At 63.6% G+C, this 17,428-nt stretch carries 18 protein-coding genes; 12 read left to right on the forward strand and 6 right to left on the reverse strand.

Annotation, left to right across the window (positions count from 1 at the left end; genetic code table 11):
- Positions 1-2 precede the first annotated feature (2 nt).
- From BM269_RS13185 to ggt, 6 genes are all read left to right on the forward strand, one after another.
- Positions 3-662 carry a cell division ATP-binding protein FtsE gene (locus BM269_RS13185; RefSeq protein ID WP_090437463.1) on the forward strand — a complete coding sequence of 220 codons (660 nt, stop codon included), beginning with the start codon at positions 3-5 and terminating at the stop codon, positions 660-662.
- On the forward strand, positions 659-1,573 hold the full coding sequence (gene ftsX / locus BM269_RS13190; RefSeq protein WP_090437464.1) for a permease-like cell division protein FtsX: 915 nt from the start codon (positions 659-661) through the stop codon (positions 1,571-1,573). The genes BM269_RS13185 and ftsX overlap by 4 nt, the downstream gene beginning before the upstream one ends.
- A 325-nt stretch (positions 1,574-1,898) precedes the next feature.
- Positions 1,899-2,789 (forward strand): RNA polymerase sigma factor RpoH, encoded by an 891-nt coding sequence (gene rpoH / locus BM269_RS13195; protein WP_090437465.1) that lies wholly within the window; start codon positions 1,899-1,901, stop codon positions 2,787-2,789.
- 195 nt (positions 2,790-2,984) lie between these two features.
- Positions 2,985-3,581 (forward strand): PEP-CTERM sorting domain-containing protein, encoded by a 597-nt coding sequence (locus BM269_RS29810; protein ID WP_229204633.1) that lies wholly within the window; start codon positions 2,985-2,987, stop codon positions 3,579-3,581.
- Positions 3,582-3,707: 126 nt separating this feature from the next.
- The gene (locus BM269_RS13205; RefSeq protein ID WP_090437467.1) at positions 3,708-4,154 is read left to right on the forward strand and encodes a hypothetical protein; all 447 of its coding nucleotides are present in this window, start codon (positions 3,708-3,710) and stop codon (positions 4,152-4,154) included.
- A 6-nt stretch (positions 4,155-4,160) separates the two neighbouring features.
- The gene (ggt, locus tag BM269_RS13210) at positions 4,161-5,927 is read left to right on the forward strand and encodes a gamma-glutamyltransferase (protein ID WP_090437468.1); all 1,767 of its coding nucleotides are present in this window, start codon (positions 4,161-4,163) and stop codon (positions 5,925-5,927) included.
- On the opposite strand, the gene BM269_RS13215 is transcribed toward ggt, so the two are convergent.
- The gene (locus BM269_RS13215) at positions 5,928-6,272 is read right to left on the reverse strand and encodes an antibiotic biosynthesis monooxygenase family protein (protein WP_090437469.1); all 345 of its coding nucleotides are present in this window, start codon (positions 6,270-6,272) and stop codon (positions 5,928-5,930) included. It abuts the gene before it with no gap.
- On the reverse strand, positions 6,269-7,249 hold the full coding sequence (locus BM269_RS13220; protein WP_090437470.1) for a cytochrome P450 family protein: 981 nt from the start codon (positions 7,247-7,249) through the stop codon (positions 6,269-6,271). The genes BM269_RS13215 and BM269_RS13220 overlap by 4 nt, the downstream gene beginning before the upstream one ends.
- A gap of 75 nt (positions 7,250-7,324) precedes the next feature.
- Here BM269_RS13220 and BM269_RS13225 point away from each other — a divergent pair, with 75 nt between their 5' ends.
- Genes BM269_RS13225 through BM269_RS13240 form a run of 4 tightly spaced genes read left to right on the forward strand, consistent with a single transcriptional unit; the run spans position 7,325 to position 11,794 of the window.
- Positions 7,325-8,002: an ArsR/SmtB family transcription factor gene (locus BM269_RS13225; RefSeq protein ID WP_090437471.1), complete on the forward strand. Its 678-nt coding sequence runs from the start codon at positions 7,325-7,327 to the stop codon at positions 8,000-8,002.
- A 50-nt stretch (positions 8,003-8,052) separates the two neighbouring features.
- Complete coding sequence (gene lepB, locus BM269_RS13230; RefSeq protein ID WP_090437522.1) at positions 8,053-8,724, forward strand: signal peptidase I; 672 nt, start codon at positions 8,053-8,055, stop codon at positions 8,722-8,724.
- The gene (locus tag BM269_RS13235) at positions 8,721-9,455 is read left to right on the forward strand and encodes an ABC transporter ATP-binding protein (RefSeq protein ID WP_090437472.1); all 735 of its coding nucleotides are present in this window, start codon (positions 8,721-8,723) and stop codon (positions 9,453-9,455) included. Before lepB ends, BM269_RS13235 begins: the two co-directional genes overlap by 4 nt.
- Positions 9,452-11,794 (forward strand): CPBP family intramembrane glutamic endopeptidase, encoded by a 2,343-nt coding sequence (locus BM269_RS13240; RefSeq protein ID WP_090437473.1) that lies wholly within the window; start codon positions 9,452-9,454, stop codon positions 11,792-11,794. Before BM269_RS13235 ends, BM269_RS13240 begins: the two co-directional genes overlap by 4 nt.
- Here BM269_RS13240 and BM269_RS13245 read toward each other — a convergent pair.
- The 3 genes from BM269_RS13245 to BM269_RS13255 form a co-directional block, all read right to left on the reverse strand.
- The gene (locus tag BM269_RS13245; RefSeq protein WP_211482689.1) at positions 11,791-12,837 is read right to left on the reverse strand and encodes an esterase-like activity of phytase family protein; all 1,047 of its coding nucleotides are present in this window, start codon (positions 12,835-12,837) and stop codon (positions 11,791-11,793) included. The two genes, BM269_RS13240 and BM269_RS13245, sit on opposite strands and share 4 nt — an antisense overlap.
- A 152-nt stretch (positions 12,838-12,989) precedes the next feature.
- Positions 12,990-13,688 (reverse strand): TIGR00266 family protein, encoded by a 699-nt coding sequence (locus tag BM269_RS13250; RefSeq protein ID WP_090437474.1) that lies wholly within the window; start codon positions 13,686-13,688, stop codon positions 12,990-12,992.
- 4 nt (positions 13,689-13,692) lie between these two features.
- A complete protein-coding gene (locus tag BM269_RS13255) occupies positions 13,693-14,733 on the reverse strand; it encodes a DUF475 domain-containing protein (RefSeq protein WP_090437475.1) in 1,041 nt (346 codons plus the stop codon).
- 100 nt (positions 14,734-14,833) lie between these two features.
- On the opposite strand from BM269_RS13255, the gene nhaR reads away from it, so the two are divergent.
- The gene (nhaR, locus tag BM269_RS13260) at positions 14,834-15,724 is read left to right on the forward strand and encodes a transcriptional activator NhaR (protein ID WP_090437476.1); all 891 of its coding nucleotides are present in this window, start codon (positions 14,834-14,836) and stop codon (positions 15,722-15,724) included.
- Here nhaR and BM269_RS13265 read toward each other — a convergent pair.
- A complete protein-coding gene (locus BM269_RS13265) occupies positions 15,678-16,355 on the reverse strand; it encodes a TetR/AcrR family transcriptional regulator (protein ID WP_170860363.1) in 678 nt (225 codons plus the stop codon). The two genes, nhaR and BM269_RS13265, sit on opposite strands and share 47 nt — an antisense overlap.
- Positions 16,356-16,431: 76 nt before the next feature.
- On the opposite strand from BM269_RS13265, the gene BM269_RS13270 reads away from it, so the two are divergent.
- A complete protein-coding gene (locus BM269_RS13270; protein ID WP_090437478.1) occupies positions 16,432-17,427 on the forward strand; it encodes an HlyD family secretion protein in 996 nt (331 codons plus the stop codon).
- The last annotated feature ends 1 nt before the right edge of the window (position 17,428 follow it).

Genomic DNA, 17,428 nt, shown 5'->3' on the forward strand with positions numbered 1-17,428 from the left:
ACATGATCGAATTCCAGCACGTCAGCAAACAGTACTCTCCCGACGGTGTCGCCCTGCGCGACATTTCCCTGACCATTGCCAAAGGCGAGCTGGTCTACCTGGCCGGCCCTTCCGGCGCCGGCAAGTCGACCCTGCTGAAGATGATTGCCGCCATGGAGCGGCCGACGTCCGGCAAGGTGCTGGTGAATGGCCAGGACATCGGCACCCTGAAACCGGCCGGCATTCCTTTCCTGCGCCGCAACCTGGGCCTGATCTTCCAGGCACAGCGCCTGCTGAACGACCGCAGCGTGCTGGCCAATGTCATGATGCCGTTGCTGGTGACCGGTTCACCGCGCTCGGCCGCGGAACAGCGCGCCCGCGCCGCGCTCGACAAAGTCGGCCTGCTGGAGCGCGCCGATGCCCAGCCGCTGGCCCTGTCCGGCGGCGAGCAGCAGCGCGTGTCGATTGCACGCGCCATCGTCAACCGTCCGCAAATCATCCTGGCCGACGAGCCGACCGCCAACCTCGACCGCGCCAGCGCCAGCAAGGTGATCGATGCCCTGCACGCCTTCCACTCGGTTGGCGTGACTTGCCTGATTTCTTCCCACGATGAACAGATCCTGGACGCGGCGGCGCGCGTGATCCATCTCGAGCGCGGCGCACTGATGAAGGAAGCCGCATGAGCACCTGGCTGCGCCACCACTTGTTCGCCCTGGGTGCCGCGCTGGTGCATGTGCGCCGGGCGCCTGGCTCTTTCCTGTTCAATATCCTGGTGGTCGCGATTGCGCTGGCCCTGCCCTTCATGGGCCTGACCTTGCTCGACAATGTGCGGCCGATGTCCGGCCACATGGGGGTGGAACCGGAACTGAGCGTCTTCATCAAGGCCGACACGCCGCGCGAGCAGGCCGCCGGCCTGGCGTCCTCGCTGCGCGGCATCACGCCGCAGGCCAAGATCATCTTCAAGACACGCGAAGCCGCGCTGGAAGAATTGAATGCCAAGAACGGCCTGTCCGACGTGGTGGCAACCCTGGGCGAAAACCCGCTGCCGGACAGCTACGTCATCAAGCTGAATGCCTTCCAGAATGCGGCGGAAGGCGCCCAGATCGACACCTTTGCCGAGCAGATGCGCGCCTTGCCGGGGGTGGAGTCGGTGCAGGTCGATTCGGCCTGGGTCATGCGCCTGGCGGCCATCCTGGGCGTGGTTCGCCAAGCTCTGCTGCTGCTGGCGGTGACGCTGGGCACGGTGGTGGTGGCGGTGGTGTTCAATACGATTCGCCTGCAGGTGATGACCCAGCGCGAAGAAATCCTGGTTTCCAAGCTGATCGGCGCTTCCGACAGCTTCATCCACCGCCCCTTCTATTACACCGGCGCCATGCTCGGCCTGTGTGCCGGCGGCGTGGCCCTCGGCGGCGTCGCACTGGCCCTGCAGCCGCTGAACCGCACCATTGCCGACTTAGCAAGACTTTATGCTTCCGAATTCCAGCTCGTTCCGCTCGATCCGCTGACCACCGCAGGCCTGCTGGCCCTGTCCGCCAGCCTCGGCCTGGTGGGCGCCCTGCTGTCCGTCCAACGCCACCTGTCGCGCCTGAATTGAAAGTCGGGGTCAGCTCTGGCAACAAGACATTTTGCGCGCAAAATGTCCTGTTGCCAGCAGACCCCAACTTTCAATTTCTCCGTGCGTACCCGCACCGAGCAAGCCCCCGTCCCCGCCGTATCCTGGCTTTGATCCAACGCAAGGAATAGCGCTGCGATGATAGTGTTTTTGCTATCAGAGCCATAAAATCCCAGCGATTGGCACTCACCAAGGGAGAGTGCTAATATATGTTCAGAACGGCATGATAGAGGTTAAGAATCATTTAAGTTCTGTCGTGCATGCTGGTAACTCTGAAAAGCATTCCCTTCAAGCGAGGATAGATAAGATGACCGCAACAAACGCACTGGTACCTGCCGGCAGCAACGCGCTGACCCTTGGCTTCAGCGGGAGCCTGGGCAATCTGGACGCTTATATCTCTGCTGTCAATCGCCTGCCTATGCTGACCCACGAAGAAGAAGTGGCGCTTGGCAAGAGCTTGAAGGAAAACAACGATATCAAGGCTGCGGAAACGCTGGTGACTTCCCACCTGCGCCTGGTGGTGTCGATCGCGCGCGGCTACCTGGGCTATGGCCTGCCGCACGGCGACCTGATCCAGGAAGGCAATATCGGCCTGATGAAGGCAGTCAAGCGCTTCGATCCTGACCAGGGCGTGCGCCTGGTGTCTTACGCCATGCATTGGATCAAGGCGGAAATCCACGAGTACATCCTGAAGAACTGGCGCCTGGTCAAAGTGGCCACCACCAAGGCCCAGCGCAAGCTGTTCTTCAACCTGCGCAGCCACAAGCAGGGCCTGGACGCCATGTCGCCGGCACAGATCGACGAACTGGCCAAGACCCTGGACGTCAAGCGCGAGGATGTGATCGAGATGGAAACCCGCCTGAGCGGCCGCGACATCGCGCTGGAAGCGCCTTCCGACGACGAAGACGACAAGTTTTCGCCAATCGCCTACCTGTCCTCCGACAATATGGAGCCGACCAAGGTGCTGGAAGCGGAACAGGTGGTGCGCCTGCAGTCGGAAGGCCTGGAAACTGCCCTGTCCAAGCTCGATGCCCGTTCGCGCCGCATCGTGGAAGCGCGCTGGCTGGCCAACGACGACGGCTCCGGCGCTACGCTGCACACGCTGGCTGAGGAGTTCGGCGTCTCGGCCGAGCGCATCCGCCAGATCGAAGCCGCCGCCTTGAAGAAAATGAAGGGCTCGCTGGCCGCCTATATGTAACTAGCTTATCCAATTGAAAAGCACCGATGCCGCAAGGATCGGTGCTTTTTTTCTTTGTGATCAGATTTTTTAATGTCGGGAATTTTTACATTCCTATATGCAACACATACTAAGTCTTTGATATCCATCATTTTTGGTTTCTGGCATAGCGATTGCTACATGACTCTTGAGCCCAATCCACTGAAGGAGTCATCCATGTTTAACAAGCTCGCACTGTCTGTAATTTGCGCCCTGGCAGCAAGCACCGCAGTTGCGGGCCCGACGAAAGATGGCCAGACTTATGGTAAGCCGTTACTGTTGTCGACCGATACCACGCTCAGCGCCAGCTGGAATCCCGACGGGGAATCCGTCTGGACCTTTGCCGACTGGCTGCATATCAAGGACCAGGATGTGCTGTACGTCAAGGTCAATGCCGATACCGCCTTCGACTTCGGCATCAACCCGCCAAATGGCGGCGCGGTGCAGGAATTCGACTTCGACTTCCTGCTCGACAATGCCTCGGTTGCCAAGACCAAACCCGCCGGCTATTCGGCGTATTGGGACGACATCACACTGCTGGCCGGAGTGGTGTACACCTTTAAGCTGAACTCGCTGAACATCCACGACAACAACACCAACGTTTCGTTCAAGGTGATGGCAGGCAGCAGCAACACCCCTGCCGACCCAACCGACCCAACCGATCCGACCGATCCCCCACTGACACCGCAGGCGATTCCAGAACCTGCTTCCCTGGCACTGCTTGGCGTCGGGCTGATGGGCCTGGGGGTGGCCCGCCGGCGCCGCACAAAATAAGTGGTGAAAAACCAACTATAAAAACTGGCGCCCTTCGGGGCGCTTTTTTTATTGTTGAGTGGACTCAACAGTGCAACACGGTAGTTTGCGATTTGCTAAGCTGTACCCAGGCCAGAGGAGAACATCATGCAAGCTAGACTGATCTGTCTGGGCATGGCGGGCCTGGTCCTCGCCATTGCCGCCGCCTGCGGCTCAACCCGCAGTACTGCCGAGGAGGCCGCCAGCCGTCCGGCACCGCGCACCAGCGCCAGCTATGTCCTGGCACCGGGGGAACTCATCACGCTGGCCCCTGCCGTCACGCTCAAGCTTGAGCGCGTCAATGACAGCCGTTGTAAACAAGGCGCAGTATGCGTCTGGGCCGGCTATGTCAGCTACAGCTTCGTGCTGACCGACCAGAAAGGCAACAGCAGCTTCGTGCTGGCGGAGGACATGCCGGGCGCCAGCAAGACCGTGACGCGCAACGGACTGACCTTCACGCTGCTGGGGATGGAGCCAGCCGAACCGCCGTCGCTGAAGGCACCAGCGCCGGATTATCGGGTAAGCTTGCGGGTAAATATTTCCCAGCCCACATAGCTGCCCATGACGCCAAACGCCCTGCCCCGACGACTGACCTCCACCATCATCATTGCGCTGGCCTTCGGCGCCCCAGCCTGGGCCAAGACCCCGGTTGCCAGCGGCACCGGGGGCGCCGTGGCGACCATCAGCGAGCCGGCCTCGCAAGCGGCGCTGGCGATCCTGGATAGGGGCGGCAACGCGGTCGACGCGGCCGTTGCGGCGGCGGCCACGCTGGGCGTGACCGATCCGTTCAGCTGCGGCGTCGGCGGCGGCGGCTTCATGGTGATTTACCTGGCCAAGGAAAACCGCGTCATCACGCTTGACCATCGCGAGGTGGCGCCGGCCGCGTTCCGCTCCAACGCTTTCGCGCCGGACGGCAAGGCAATCGACTTCGACACGGCGGTCGCCAGCGGCATGGCGGTGGGCGTGCCCGGCACGGTGCGCGGCTGGCACGATGCGCTGGAGCGCTACGGCACCATGTCGTTCAAGCAGGTGCTGGCGCCGGCCATCAAGGTGGCGCAGGATGGTTTCAAGCTGAACGACAACTTCGTCGCCCTGGTCACCGAAAACGAGAAAAAGTTCGCGCTGTTCCCGGAGACTGCGGCGCGCTATATGCGGGACGGCAAGGCGCTGCCGGCCGGCACCTTGCTGCGCAACCCCGACCTGGCCAACACTTACCGGCTGTTGTCCAGCGGCGGCGTGAAGGCCTTCTATTCGGGCAAACTGGCGCAGGCGATCATCGACTCGGTCAACCGCCCGCCCGTCGCCGCGGGCATTTCAGTCCGTCCGGGCCAGATGGCGCTGGCCGACCTGGCCAATTACGAGGCGCGCTGGCGCCAGCCGGTGCGCAGCACCTACCGCGGCTATGAGCTGGTCGGCATGCCATTGCCAAGCAGCGGCGGCGTGGCGATCGCCGAAGCGCTGAATATCCTGGAGGGCTTCGACCTGAAATCGATGCCGCGCGAGAAAGCCGAGCACCTGTACATGGAGGCTGCGCGGCTGGCCTTTGCCGACCGCAATGCCTACCTGGCCGATCCCGAATACGTCGATGCGCCGGTCGCGGGCCTGGTCAGCAAGGAGTACGCTGCACGCCGCCGTGAGCTGATCGATCCTACGCAAGCGCGCCATCACGCCCAGCCTGGCGATCCTTACCTGTTCCAGCAAGACCCGAGCGTGCCGCTGCGCCCGGCCGCCGCCGCCAAGGCCCGCTTGCTTTCCGAAAGCGCGCACACCACCCACCTGGCGGTGTCGGACAAGGACGGCAATATCGTGGCCTACACCTTCACCATCGAGTCATGGGGCGGCAGCGGCATCACGGTGCCGGGCTATGGTTTCATCCTGAACAACGAGATGACGGACTTCGATTTCAGCGGCCCGCATCCGAACGTGCCCGAAGCGGGCAAGCGTCCGCGCAGCAGCATGTCGCCCACCATCGCCTTCCGCAACGGCAAGCCGGCCTTCACTATCGGCAGCCCTGGCGGTGCCACCATCGTGACGACGGTGCTGCAGACCATCTTCAACCATATCGACCTGGGCATGGACATGCCGTCGGCACTGAATGCGCCGCGCATCTCGGAGCGCAACGGCCAGGCCACGTCCATCGAGCCGGGTTTTGCCGGCAGCGTGCAAGCGAAGGCCCTCGAGCGCTTCGGCCAGCGCTGGGACGCATCGGCCGAGGAGATCGGCGCTGCCAACGCAATTGTCTTCAATCCCGATGGCACTGTGACCGCGGTCAGCGAAGGCAAGCGCCATGGCGTGGGCAGCGCCCTGGTGCAAAAACGCGGGCACTGATCATCCGTGCCGCTCGCGGCTGTCGGCTGGCGCCTCGGCGCGCTCATGGAGGCCATAGTCGCGCACCACGCTGGCGATGCGCAACCGGTAATCCGCAAACAGGCGTTCGCGCCCGGCGTGCTGGGCGGCGCGATGGGCTTCCAGCCGGCGCCACTCCTGCACTGCTGCTTCATCGCGGAAGAACGAAAGCGACAGCATCCTCCCGGGATTGGCCAGGCTCTGGAAGCGTTCGACACTGATGAAGCCATCGATCTGCTCCAGCGTCGGCTTGAGCCGCGCGGCGATATCCAGGTAGGCGTCCTTGCGGCCTTCGGCCGGCGTCACTTCAAAAATCACTGCAATCATTGGTGGAACTCCGGTATGCGCGCGTTGACCGATGCGCGGTAAGTCCAGGTCAGCTGCGGCAGCGGTTTGCTGCGCAGCGCTTCGATACAGCCGGCGGCAATTTGCTGCGCAAGCTGTTGGCCGGGGCAGGCATGGCGGCCGTGGCCAAAGCCGCGCTTTGCCGCGCCGAGCATGACCAGTATCGCCTGCCCTGCTTCGACTGTCACGCCGCCAACCGCGCAGCGCTCGGCGGCGAAACGACGGGTGTTGATGATCGGTGGATCCGTCGCCATGACATGCGCGACCAGCGCGCCGGCGTCGACGCTGGCGGCGCCTTGCTGGATGGCGACCAGGCTGTTGCCAAGCAGGCCGGCAGTTGCTTCGTAAGTTTGCGACAGCAGGCCGACCAGGTTGGCAAGGATGGCGTGGTCGTTGCGCCAGCCCGCGGCGGCGGCTTCCTGCGCGACGCTGGCAGCCAGCGAATCTTGCGGCGCGGCTTGCAGCAGCTCGCGCATGGCCGCCAGCAGGCGCAGGCTCGCCGCGTGTGCCTGTTCGATCTGTTCCGCACTGCTCAACGGCGACAGGCAGGCAACGAAATCGCCCATCCAGCGCGCCACTGCGGGCAACTGCTCGTCTGCGAAGCCAAGCAGGCTCGCAACCGTAGCGACAGGTGCTTCAAAAGCCCAGGCGCCGATCGAACGCCCTTCCGCAAGCAGATGCGCCGCCACGGTGTGGGCGCGCTGCCGGGCGGCGTCGCCGGCGGCCGAGACAGCCAGCGCCCGCTGCAAGGCCAGCTTGGGCGCGATGTGGCGCTCGCCATCGTTCATGCGCACCAGCGCGCCAAACACCTGGCCGGCGCAACCGCCTGCGATGGCAGCCGGCACCGGCTCGGCCAAGGGGCGCACGCGTAGCGCAGGATGGCTGAGCACTTGTTCCACCAGCACGGCGCTGTCCGCGACCCACCATCCCCGCCCGGCATCCCATTCCAGGTTCTTCATTTCAATCTCCGGCAACGTTCAAGAAATTGCAGTATCCTGAAAAAAGCACAACGACAATTCGTCCTATAGCGAAATATGGATTCCAAGCTTGCCAACATTGCCGGCGCCATCGCCGAACCCGCCCGCGCCCGCATCCTGTGCTCGCTGCTGGACGGCCACGCACGCACCGCAACGGAGCTGTCGGTGGTGGCCGAAGTGAGCCCGTCCACCGCCAGCGCCCATCTTGCGCGCCTGAAGGACGAGCAATTGCTGGTGCAACTGGCGCAAGGCAAGCATCGCTACTACCAGCTCGCCAGCCAGGAGGTCGCCAGCGCACTGGAAGCCTTGCTGGTGGTTGCGGGCCTGCCACGCGGCGAATTCAAGCCGAACACGCCCGATCGCCTGCGCAACGCGCGCACCTGCTACGACCACATGGCGGGCACGGTCGCGGTCAGGCTGCATGATCACTTCGCGGCCCAGGGATGGCTGGCCGACGCCAGCGGCGGTTACGACTTGAGCGCGGCGGGCGAACAGCAGTTCGCGCAGCTTGGGCTGGATGTGCCGGCCCTGCGCAAGCTGCGGCGGCGCTTCGCCTGCCCTTGCCTGGACTGGAGCGAGCGCAAGCCGCACCTCGGCGGAGCGCTCGGTGCCGCCCTGCTGCAATTGGCCCTGAAACGCGGCTGGGTCGAGCAGGATCTCGACAGCCGCGCACTGCAAGTTCCGCCGCAAGGGCAACGCCGGATGCTGGCTGCCTTCGGTCTAAGCGGCGCTTAAGGTTTTGATAAGATGATGCAGTTTCCTGAACCCAGATGGAGACTCCGGTCGTGAAAAAACTCATTCGTGAAAACAAGGGCTTCATCGTCTTCCTGCTGACGCTGGGCGTGTTCCGTAGCGCCATCGCCGACTGGAACCCGATTCCGTCCGCTTCCATGCACCCCAACCTGCTGGAAGGCGACGTGGTCTTCGTCAACCGCATCGCCTACGACCTGAAAGTCCCGCTGACCGACTACTCCCTCGGCCACCTGGGCGAACCGCAGCGCGGCGACGTGGTCACCTTCTTCTCGCCGGAAGACCGCACCCGCCTGATCAAGCGTATCACGGCCTTGCCGGGCGACCGGGTGGAAATCCGCGGCGAACACCTGATCATCAACGGCAAGACTTCCGAATACGCAGTGCTGGGCAATGCCACCGAACATATCGACCAGGTCGGCGACCTGCAGGCACTGCAACTACAGGAACACAATGCCAGCGCCAGCTACAGCATCCAGGTGCTGCCGCAAGTCGATGCCAAGCGCGACTTCGGTCCGGTCACCGTGCCAGCCGACAGCTACCTGATGCTGGGCGATAACCGCAACAACAGCCGCGATTCGCGCTTCATCGGCTTCGTGCCGCGCAAGCTGCTGATCGGCCGCGCCGAACGCGTGCTGGTATCCGCCGACATCCTGGGCAACTGGGCGCCACGCACGGAACGCATCGGCATGAGCCTGCGGCCATGATCGATTTCCAGGGATTGGCCAAGCATTACGGCGAGTTCCCCGCCGTGCAGCCGCTGACGTTGGCGGTGCAGCGCGGCGAAGTGTTTGGCTTCCTTGGACCGAACGGCGCAGGCAAGACCACCACCATTCGCATGATGATGGGCATCCTGGTGCCCAGCGCAGGCCGCGTGCTGGTCGATGGCCTGGATTGCCAGGCCGATGCCGCCGAGGTCAAGCGGCATGTCGGCTACCTGCCGGACAACCCGATCTTCTACGACTTCCTGCGCGGGCGCGAGATCCTGCAATTCGTCGCTGAAATGCACGGCATGCAGCGCAAGGCCGCCGTCGTGCGCGCCGCGCAGTTGCTGGACGAATTCGGCCTGCAGGACGTGAGCGAGGAATTCGCCGTCAACTACTCGATGGGCATGAAGAAAAAACTGGGTCTGGCTTGCGCCCTGGTGCACGATCCGGCCGTGCTGGTCCTGGACGAACCGATCAACGGCCTCGATCCGCGCGCGGCACGCGAAGTACAGGACCGCCTGATTGCCAGCGCTGCCGCCGGCAAGACCATTTTCGTTTCCACTCACCTGCTCGACATGGCGCAGCGCATGTGCAACCGCGTCGGCATCATCAACCGCGGCGCCCTGGTCGCCACCGGCTCGCTGGAGGAACTGCGTGGCGCCAGCAGCGATAACAGCACGCTGGAAGAGCTGTTCCTCAAATTCACCGACGAAGACAGCCTGGCCGCATGATGGACCTGCCCAGCGCCCCCCGTGCATTCTGGCTGCTTGCACGGCTGCGGCTGTTGCGGCTCCTGAACATCGGCAATGCGCTGCGCTTTCGCAAGGGGCGGCCCGGCACCAGCCGCGCGCCGACACGCGGCAAGAAGAACGCGCGCTGGCTGGTCACCTTCGTGCTGTCGGCCTTCATGCTGGTCGCCTTCCTGAATACTGCCAGCACTTCGCTGCTGAACATGCAATGCCGCCTGCCCACCGGCAGCCAGTGCGTCGCAGCCGACTCGGACGCCGCGCCGCGCGCGGCCATGCGCAAGGCCCGCAAGGAGTTGCAGGCAGCGCCGTTCCAGCCCGTCCTGATGCAGGCTGCCGTGATGCAGGCCAGCCTGCTGTTCGGCATTGCCTTCCTGCTGCCGCTGGGGAGCAGGGAACTGGCGCAACCGGATTGGGACCTGGAATGGCTGGTCACGCTGCCGCTTGAGCGCCATACCTTGCTGCTGGCGCGCATCGCGGAACGCACCTTGGCCAATCCATCCGGCATCCTCGCGCTATGGCCGATGTGCATGGCCGTGGCCTGGCATTCCGGCTACCGCTGGAGCACGCCGTTCCTGGCCGCCGCATGCACCCTGCCCTTGCTGGCTTGTGCCGCCACGCTGCGCACCGTGGCCGATACCGGCCTGCGCCTGCGCCTCGCACCATCGCAGCTGCGCAACCTGCAAGCGATTGCCTCGGTGGCCAGCATGCCGCTGATGTACCTGGCCATGTCGCTCGCCATGCCGACCGCCACCCTGACGCTGGGCTGGGCCGCGCAATTCCCGGCCTGGACCTTGTGGACACCACCCGGCCTGGCGCTGCAGGCGCTCAATGCCCGCGACGCAATGCTCGGCCTGGGCTACGGCGCCCTGCTGGCAGCGCAAGCCGCGTGTGTCCTATGGCTTGGCCTGCGGCTGCTGAACGCCTTGCTGGCCGATGGCGTGGTGGCTACCGGTTCGCGCGAAGCGGGACGCAGCGCCAGATCGCGTTCCGCCTTCGCCGGCTGGGCGCCCGGCACGCCGCTGCAACGACGCGAACTGAGGCTGCTTAGCCGCGACCGCAACTTCCTGGTGCAAAGCCTGCTGATCCCCTTGATCATCTTCGGCAGCCAGTTGGTTCTCAACGGCCAGGTAAAAAACATGCACCAGTTCATCAGCGATCCGGCGCTGCTGTCGTCCGTCGCCTTCGGCCTGGGCGCCTATGTGCTGATGCTGTCGGCCTTCCAGACCATCAACACCGAGGGCCATGCACTGTGGCTGCTCTACACCTATCCGAAGAGCATCGGCAGCATGCTGGCGGAGAAGGCGCAGCTATGGTCGGTGCTGGCGTTGATCTACCCGTTGACAGTCTTCGCAATGGGCCTGTGGTTCGGCGTACCCGCCAATGGGCGCCTGCTGTCGCAACTGGTGCTGGTGGTGGCCGGCATCCCGATTTTTGCGACGATCGCCGTGGCGCTGGGCGTGTGGGCTTGCGATCCGCTGGCGCAGGACCTGCACGCCCGAGTGCGCCCCACTTTCGCCTATGCCTACCTGATCCTTTCGTCGCTCTACACCTATGCGCTGAACACCAGTGAATGGCATGTGCGGCTGGCGGCCATCGTGCTGCTGGCATCCCTTGCCCTTTCGCTGTGGCAGCGCGCCCGCGACTCGCTGCCCTACCTGCTCGACCCCATTGCCTCGCCGCCGCCGCGCGTCTCCGCCTCGGACGGCATCATGGCAGCCATCCTGTTCTTCCTGCTGCAATTGCTGGTCGCAGGCGCGCTGTACATGGCCGGCAAGCCGGTCACCCTGCCGACTGTGACGCTGTCTTTCGCCATTGCCGGCGCCATGGTCTACGGGCTGGCGCGCACGCTGTATTGGCGCAGCGCGACCAGCGGTGTGCCGCGCCTGTGGCACGGTTCGTGGAGCGCTGCCTGGCGCAGCGCCATCGGATGGGGGGTGCTGATGGCATTGCCCGCGCTGGCGGGCGGCTTCCTGTGGCTGGCCATCCTGCGCCACGCTGGCGTCATGCCAGGCGCCCCGCCCCCGGTCGCGCTGGCGTGGCTGGCGCCACTCGCCGTGCTGGCCGCGCCCGTCTTCGAAGAGTTCATCTTCCGCGGCCAGGTTTTCGGCGGCCTGCGGCGCTCGCTGCCGGCATGGCAGGCCATGGCCGCCAGCGCAGCACTATTTGCGGTCATCCATCCACCGCTGGCCATGGCGCCGGTATTCGTGCTGGGCCTGTGCACCGCCATCGCGGCCGAACGCAGCAAATCGCTGCTGGCCCCGATGCTGGCGCATGCGCTCTATAACGCAGGCATGCTCGCTTTGCAGCTTTACAGCCATTAGAACTGCGGCCCACAGGAAATCGTCCCGCGGCGCAGCGCGTGCTTGTTATCCTCGCCATCATCGGCCCAGATGAATGTCTTCAGCTTGTTGGTGCATTCCGATTCAGGAGCAATCGCAATACCCTCGTTATTCAAGTTGGACATCGAGCCCGGACGATTGTAGCCTTTGCGCACCACGAACTTGCCTTGCGTTGGAGAGCCCGCCGTGGTATCGACAGACAGCAGGGTCGTTTTGCCGCTGCAGTTGTTGTCGCAGGCAGCCCACAGGATGTTGTTGTCCCGATCAAACGACAAATCCATGATCTGCGACTGGCCGCTCGCGACAGTTGCGACGCGCACATAGCTGGAGCCGGACTGGTTGAGCGCATAGGCATAAATCTGTCCGTTCGCTTCCAGTCCGACCAAGAACAGGCCTGTGCCGTGTGACGGGTAATTCGCCGGATCGTAGGGCAGGCGCGTGTTTTCGTCGATGAACTGGCTGGCCTGCAGGTAGCTGTCCGGCACCCAGGTAATCGATTCCAGGCCGGCGTTGGAATCGACCTTAGGCAGGTCCGCCGTCAGGTTCCACTCGTTGCTCGCTTTCAGGGTGCTGCCGGTCGCACCGGTGTCATAGCGCAGGATGCTCAGGCGGCTTGCACCACTGCCATCGCGCTCGGACGCCACATAGACCGCAGTCGAATCCAATTCAGCCATGGTCACGCCTTCGGCATCCGGCGCGCCGCTTCCGTTCGGAAAACGCAAGGTCTTGCCATTGCCCCAGCTATTCGTGGTGTTCTTTACGTAGTTGGCGCCGTTCCATGTCAGTCTGTACAGCTTGGAGGGCGAGTTCTGCACGGCCCACAACACGGCCGCATTCGATGCCGCGGCGGGCTGGTAGAACAGACCGCTTAAATTTTCACCGAAGGTGCTGGACTGGTCGGCCGTTGCCACCGTGGCAGTGGTCGGCCATGCGGCAAAGCTGACCGCCGTCGCTTGGGTAGTCAGCAAACCGAAGGCGCAGCCCAGGAACGATTTGACGATCCTGGGTGAAGTAGGTTTTTGCATGGGATTGATCTCCGTGTGTGGGGGCGTTGCACACCGTAGCAATCGAATATGAATTGGCGATGACAGGCGAAAAAAAGCGGTGGCCCGTTTCCGGGACCACCGCAAGGAAGAACGCCATGGGGGCGTTAACGGAGTTGATCGAGTTGATCGTATTAACGGGACTGGTGCGACATCATCCAGGCCACGAATGCTTCACGGTTGCGCGAGCAGATCAGCACTTTGCCGCGGCCGGAGAAGCGCAGCACCATGCCTTCGCCGCTGGTTACCGAATTGACCAGGTTGCCGAACAGGCCGCCGCCCGAGCGGGTTGCCACCGCCAGGTCGTACCGCAGGGCGCTATCCCAGGCCACCACGTGGGCGTTGTCGATCACGACTTCCTTGCCCGGCTCGACCTCGACTTCATGCAAGGCGCCGAAGCCCGACACCACCAGTTGGCCGGAGCCACTCGATTCGGTGATGAAAAAGCCGCCGCTCTGGCCAAACAGCGCGTTGCCGACGTTCTGGGTACGTACCCGCAGGTCGATGCCGCTGCTGGCCGCGACAAAGGCGCCGTCGCTGATCAGGTACTGGCGCTCGCCGACCTCCAGCACGCGCATGGCGCCCGGCAGGTTCGGCGACAGCAGGCAGTTGCCGTCGCCGCCAGTCGCTTCGATGTTCTGCTGGAAGAAGGATTCGCCGTTGGCCAGGGAGCGCATCAGGGCGCCGCCCAGGCCGCCGCGCATCTTGCCTTTCAGCTCGAGCGTGGCATCCATCATCACCATCGCATTCGATTCGCAGAAGATGCGCTCGCCCTGCCGCAGCGACACCTGCAGGAAGGGATCGATATCCCCGCTTACCTTAAAAGTCGTCATGATCTCAAGCTCCCTTCAATTCAAGCTTCTTGTGGCGGATCGAAGACCACAACGATGCCACGATAAATGCCACGCCAATCAGGCCGGTAAGCACTTCCGGAACATGGAACTTCATGCTCGCCAACATGATCACAGCCAGGATACCGATCGCGTAGTGCGCGCCGTGCTCCAGGTAGACATACTCTTCGAGCGTGCCCTTGTGCACCAGGTAGACGGTCATCGAGCGTACGAACATCGCGCCGATGGCCAGGCCCAGCATGATGATCACCACGTCGCTGGTGATGGCGAAGGCGCCGATCACACCGTCGAAGGAGAACGAAGCATCCAGCACTTCCAGGTACAGGAAACCGCCGACACCACCGCGCTTGACCAGCTCACCGGCATTTACGCCGCCTTCTTCACCCTTCTCCATCCAGGTGGACAGCGCATCCACGGCGACGTAAGTCAGCAAGCCCCACATGCCTGCCACCAGCACAATGAACTTCTGCGACTCTTCCACGATGCCCAGGCTGCCCAGCAGCACGCCCATCGAAATCATGATGGCGATCGAAGACACCTTGCCCAGTGCACCGAGCTTGCGCTCCACATTGCCCAGCCAGTGCATCTGCTTCTCATGGTCGAAGATGAAGTTCAGGAACACCATCAACAGGAACATGCCGCCAAATGCCGCCACTTCAGCGTGGTGGTTGGTCAGGTGGGTCGAGAAGGCTTTCGGGTCATTCAGCGCCAGCGTCCACACGTCAGGGATGCTGAGGTCTGCCGCCACTGCCACGATCACCAGCGGGAATACCAGGCGCATGCCGAAGACCGCGATGATGATGCCGATGCCAAGGAACAGCTTTTGCCAGAATTCGTCCCAGTTTTTCAGCACGGAAGCATTGACTACCGCATTGTCGAAGGAGAGCGAGACTTCCATCACGCTCAGAATAAAGGCGATCCACAAGGCCGCCAAGGCGCCGCTGACGCCTGTTTGTTGGTACCCCCACCAGCCTGCCACAGCAAGACAGATGAAGGAGACCAGGAATGACATCCTGAAGTGCTTCATCGGTTGACCCTTTCTCGTTGATAAGTCCGGCCAGTCTAAGGGCGGGACGGTTTTTTAAAAATAGAAGATAATCGAAGCATTACTTCGTAAAAAGCGAACCATGAAAACCACGGGCCTGAACTTCCGCCATCTCTATTTCTTCCGCATGGTCGCCGCCGAGGGCAGCGTGACGCGAGCCGCCGACCGGATGGGCTTGGCCATCCAGACGGTCAGCACGCAAATTGCCGCGCTCGAGCAATCAATCGGCAAGTCACTGCTGACCCAGCAGGGCCGCCGCCTGGTGCCCACCGAAGCGGGCCGGGTGGCGCTGACCTATGCCGAGCAGATTTTCCAGCTTGGCGACCGGATGCAGGAGGCGCTGCAGGAAGTCGATGCCGGCAAGATCCGGCTGACAGTGGGTATTTCCGACTCCATGCCCAAGCTGATCGCGGCGCACTACCTGCAAGCCGCGCTGCCACCGGAGACGCCGGTGCGCCTGGTATGCACCGAGGGTGAGTTCGATGCCCTGCTGGCCGAACTGGCGCTGCACAAGCTGGACGTGGTGCTGACCGACCGCCCGGTGCGCGCCAGCGCGTCCCTGAAAGTGTTCAGCCACCTGCTGGGCGAAAGCGAAATGCAATTGTTCGGCGTGCGGACTTTGGCGCGCAAATACGCCAAGGACTTCCCCGACAGCCTGAACGGCGCCCCGCTCCTGCTGCCGACGCGGAACACGGCATTGCGCGGCCGCATCGACGCCTGGCTGCTGGAACAGGGCGTGCGCCCCGACGTGGTGGGAGAATTCGAAGATAGCGCGATGCTGAATACCTTCGGCCGCAGCGGCATGGGACTGTTCTTTGCCCCGGCGGCGCTGGCGGACGATATGCTGGAGCAGTTTGGCGCGGTGCCGGTGGGGCCGGCGTCCGAACTGCAGGAACAGTTCTATGCCATTTCCAGCGAGCGGCGCATCAGCCACCCTGTGGTCGAGGCGATGCTGAATATTTCGCAGCGATAGCGTCAAGGCCGGCGCCGGCGTAAGTCATCATGTCGTCGACCAGGCCCTCGGCATCGTCACCCAGCGCGGGAAACAGCTTGCTGCGCATTTCACGGGGGGCGACCAGCAGCGCCAGGCAGGGCGACATCAACAGGAACAGGGCGCGCTGCAGGCCGGGCGTGGCCGGCGGCAGCCCGATCATCTCACACACCAGACCCAGCATGACCATGGCCTTGGGCGCGATCGCTTTATGCACCAGTGCCGGCGCGTGTTCGGTCGGCGACATCAGTTCACGGATCACCACCCGTGCGCCCCAATGGGCATCCGGCCCGGTGGCGCGCAGTACGATGCCGCGCAAGATCACCCGCAGCTTGTCGCGCGGCGCCAGGTCGCGCGCCGTGATTTCCTGCATATCCTCAAGCTTGAGCAAATGATGGTGCGCTTCCACCAGCACCGCTTCGTATAGCGCGCCGCGGCTGCCGAAGTGATAATTGACGGCAGCGATATTGGTACCGGCGCGGGCGCAGATTTCCTTGCTGGTGGCGTCGGCAAAGCCGCGTTCGGCGAACACCTGTCCCGCTACGTCCAACAGGGCTTGGCGGGTGGCGTCGCCGTCCTGGCGGTTGGCACGGATTGCTGTCTTTTTTTGCATGGTTGACATTTTACGTCGAAAATAAATTCAAATCCAAATTTGAATTTGATGTAGAATTTCCGCAGGAGGTTCTGCCATGAACAAGAAGTTTGTTGGAATTACCATCGTGCTGGCGGCGGCCATGGCGGCTGGCGCCTGGTACTGGAGCCGTCCTGTCGCGAACGACACGGAGCTGGTCCTGTACGGGAATGTCGACCTGCGGCAGGTGGCACTCGCCTTCCCGGCCAGCGAACGCGTTGTGCGCGTGCTGGCGGAGGAAGGCCAGAAAGTGCAGGCCGGCCAGGTCCTGGCCGAACTCGATACGCGCGGCCTGCGCTTGCGTTTGGCCGAAGCCGAAGCCCAGGCGGCCGCCCAGCAGCAGGTTCTGGCGCGCCTCAAGGCCGGCACCCGGGTGGAGGAAGTGGCGCAAGCGCGCGCCAGGACCGGCGCCGCGCAGGCGGATGCCGAACTGGCGCGCCAGCAAATGGAGCGTGCGCTGGCAGTGCAGCAGGACAGCAATGGCCGCGCGATCAGCCAGCAGGATGTCGATGCGGCCCGTGCCCGCGCCACATCGGCGCAAGCGGCGCTGGAACAGGCACGCCAGGGACAGCAATTGGCCCAGCACGGAGCGCGCCGTGAAGACATCGCCCAGGCGCAGGCGCAACTCGATGCCGCCCATGCGGCCATCGCACTGCTGCAATACCAGCTCGGCGAAGCTGCCTTGAAAGCCCCGGTCGACGCCGTGGTGCGTGCACGCCTGATGGAGGCCGGCGATATGGCTTCGCCACAGCGTCCGGTCTATACGCTGGCGATGGCCGACCCGAAGTGGGTTCGAACCTATGTGCGCGAAGCTGACCTGGGGCGCATCAAGCCGGGCATGGCTGCCAGCATTTCCATCGACAGCCAGCCGGGCAGGACGCTGGCAGGCAAGGTTGGCTATATTTCCTCGGTCGCCGAGTTTACGCCGAAGACGGTGCAGACCGAGGAGCTGCGCACGGCACTGGTGTACGAGGTGCGCGTGCTGGCCGAGGACAAGGCCGATGTGCTGCGCATGGGCATGCCGGCCACCGTGCGGATCGCGGCCGGGCGCTGAT

Origin of the sequence: Duganella sp. CF458, assembly GCF_900113115.1 — a bacterium.
Lineage (GTDB): Bacteria > Pseudomonadota > Gammaproteobacteria > Burkholderiales > Burkholderiaceae_D > Rugamonas.

Excerpts from the sequence above, each read along its gene's own strand:
- BM269_RS13185 (WP_090437463.1), top strand. The coding sequence starts at position 3 with ATGATCGAATTCCAGCACGTCAGCAAACAGTACTCTCCCGACGGTGTC.
- ftsX (WP_090437464.1), top strand. The coding sequence starts at position 659 with ATGAGCACCTGGCTGCGCCACCACTTGTTCGCCCTGGGTGCCGCGCTG.
- rpoH (WP_090437465.1), top strand. The coding sequence starts at position 1,899 with ATGACCGCAACAAACGCACTGGTACCTGCCGGCAGCAACGCGCTGACC.
- BM269_RS29810 (WP_229204633.1), top strand. The coding sequence starts at position 2,985 with ATGTTTAACAAGCTCGCACTGTCTGTAATTTGCGCCCTGGCAGCAAGC.
- BM269_RS13205 (WP_090437467.1), top strand. The coding sequence starts at position 3,708 with ATGCAAGCTAGACTGATCTGTCTGGGCATGGCGGGCCTGGTCCTCGCC.
- ggt (WP_090437468.1), top strand. The coding sequence starts at position 4,161 with ATGACGCCAAACGCCCTGCCCCGACGACTGACCTCCACCATCATCATT.
- BM269_RS13215 (WP_090437469.1), bottom strand. The coding sequence starts at position 6,272 with ATGATTGCAGTGATTTTTGAAGTGACGCCGGCCGAAGGCCGCAAGGAC.
- BM269_RS13220 (WP_090437470.1), bottom strand. The coding sequence starts at position 7,249 with ATGAAGAACCTGGAATGGGATGCCGGGCGGGGATGGTGGGTCGCGGAC.
- BM269_RS13225 (WP_090437471.1), top strand. The coding sequence starts at position 7,325 with ATGGATTCCAAGCTTGCCAACATTGCCGGCGCCATCGCCGAACCCGCC.
- BM269_RS13235 (WP_090437472.1), top strand. The coding sequence starts at position 8,721 with ATGATCGATTTCCAGGGATTGGCCAAGCATTACGGCGAGTTCCCCGCC.
- BM269_RS13240 (WP_090437473.1), top strand. The coding sequence starts at position 9,452 with ATGATGGACCTGCCCAGCGCCCCCCGTGCATTCTGGCTGCTTGCACGG.
- BM269_RS13245 (WP_211482689.1), bottom strand. The coding sequence starts at position 12,837 with ATGCAAAAACCTACTTCACCCAGGATCGTCAAATCGTTCCTGGGCTGC.
- BM269_RS13250 (WP_090437474.1), bottom strand. The coding sequence starts at position 13,688 with ATGACGACTTTTAAGGTAAGCGGGGATATCGATCCCTTCCTGCAGGTG.
- BM269_RS13255 (WP_090437475.1), bottom strand. The coding sequence starts at position 14,733 with ATGAAGCACTTCAGGATGTCATTCCTGGTCTCCTTCATCTGTCTTGCT.
- nhaR (WP_090437476.1), top strand. The coding sequence starts at position 14,834 with ATGAAAACCACGGGCCTGAACTTCCGCCATCTCTATTTCTTCCGCATG.
- BM269_RS13265 (WP_170860363.1), bottom strand. The coding sequence starts at position 16,355 with ATGCAAAAAAAGACAGCAATCCGTGCCAACCGCCAGGACGGCGACGCC.
- BM269_RS13270 (WP_090437478.1), top strand. The coding sequence starts at position 16,432 with ATGAACAAGAAGTTTGTTGGAATTACCATCGTGCTGGCGGCGGCCATG.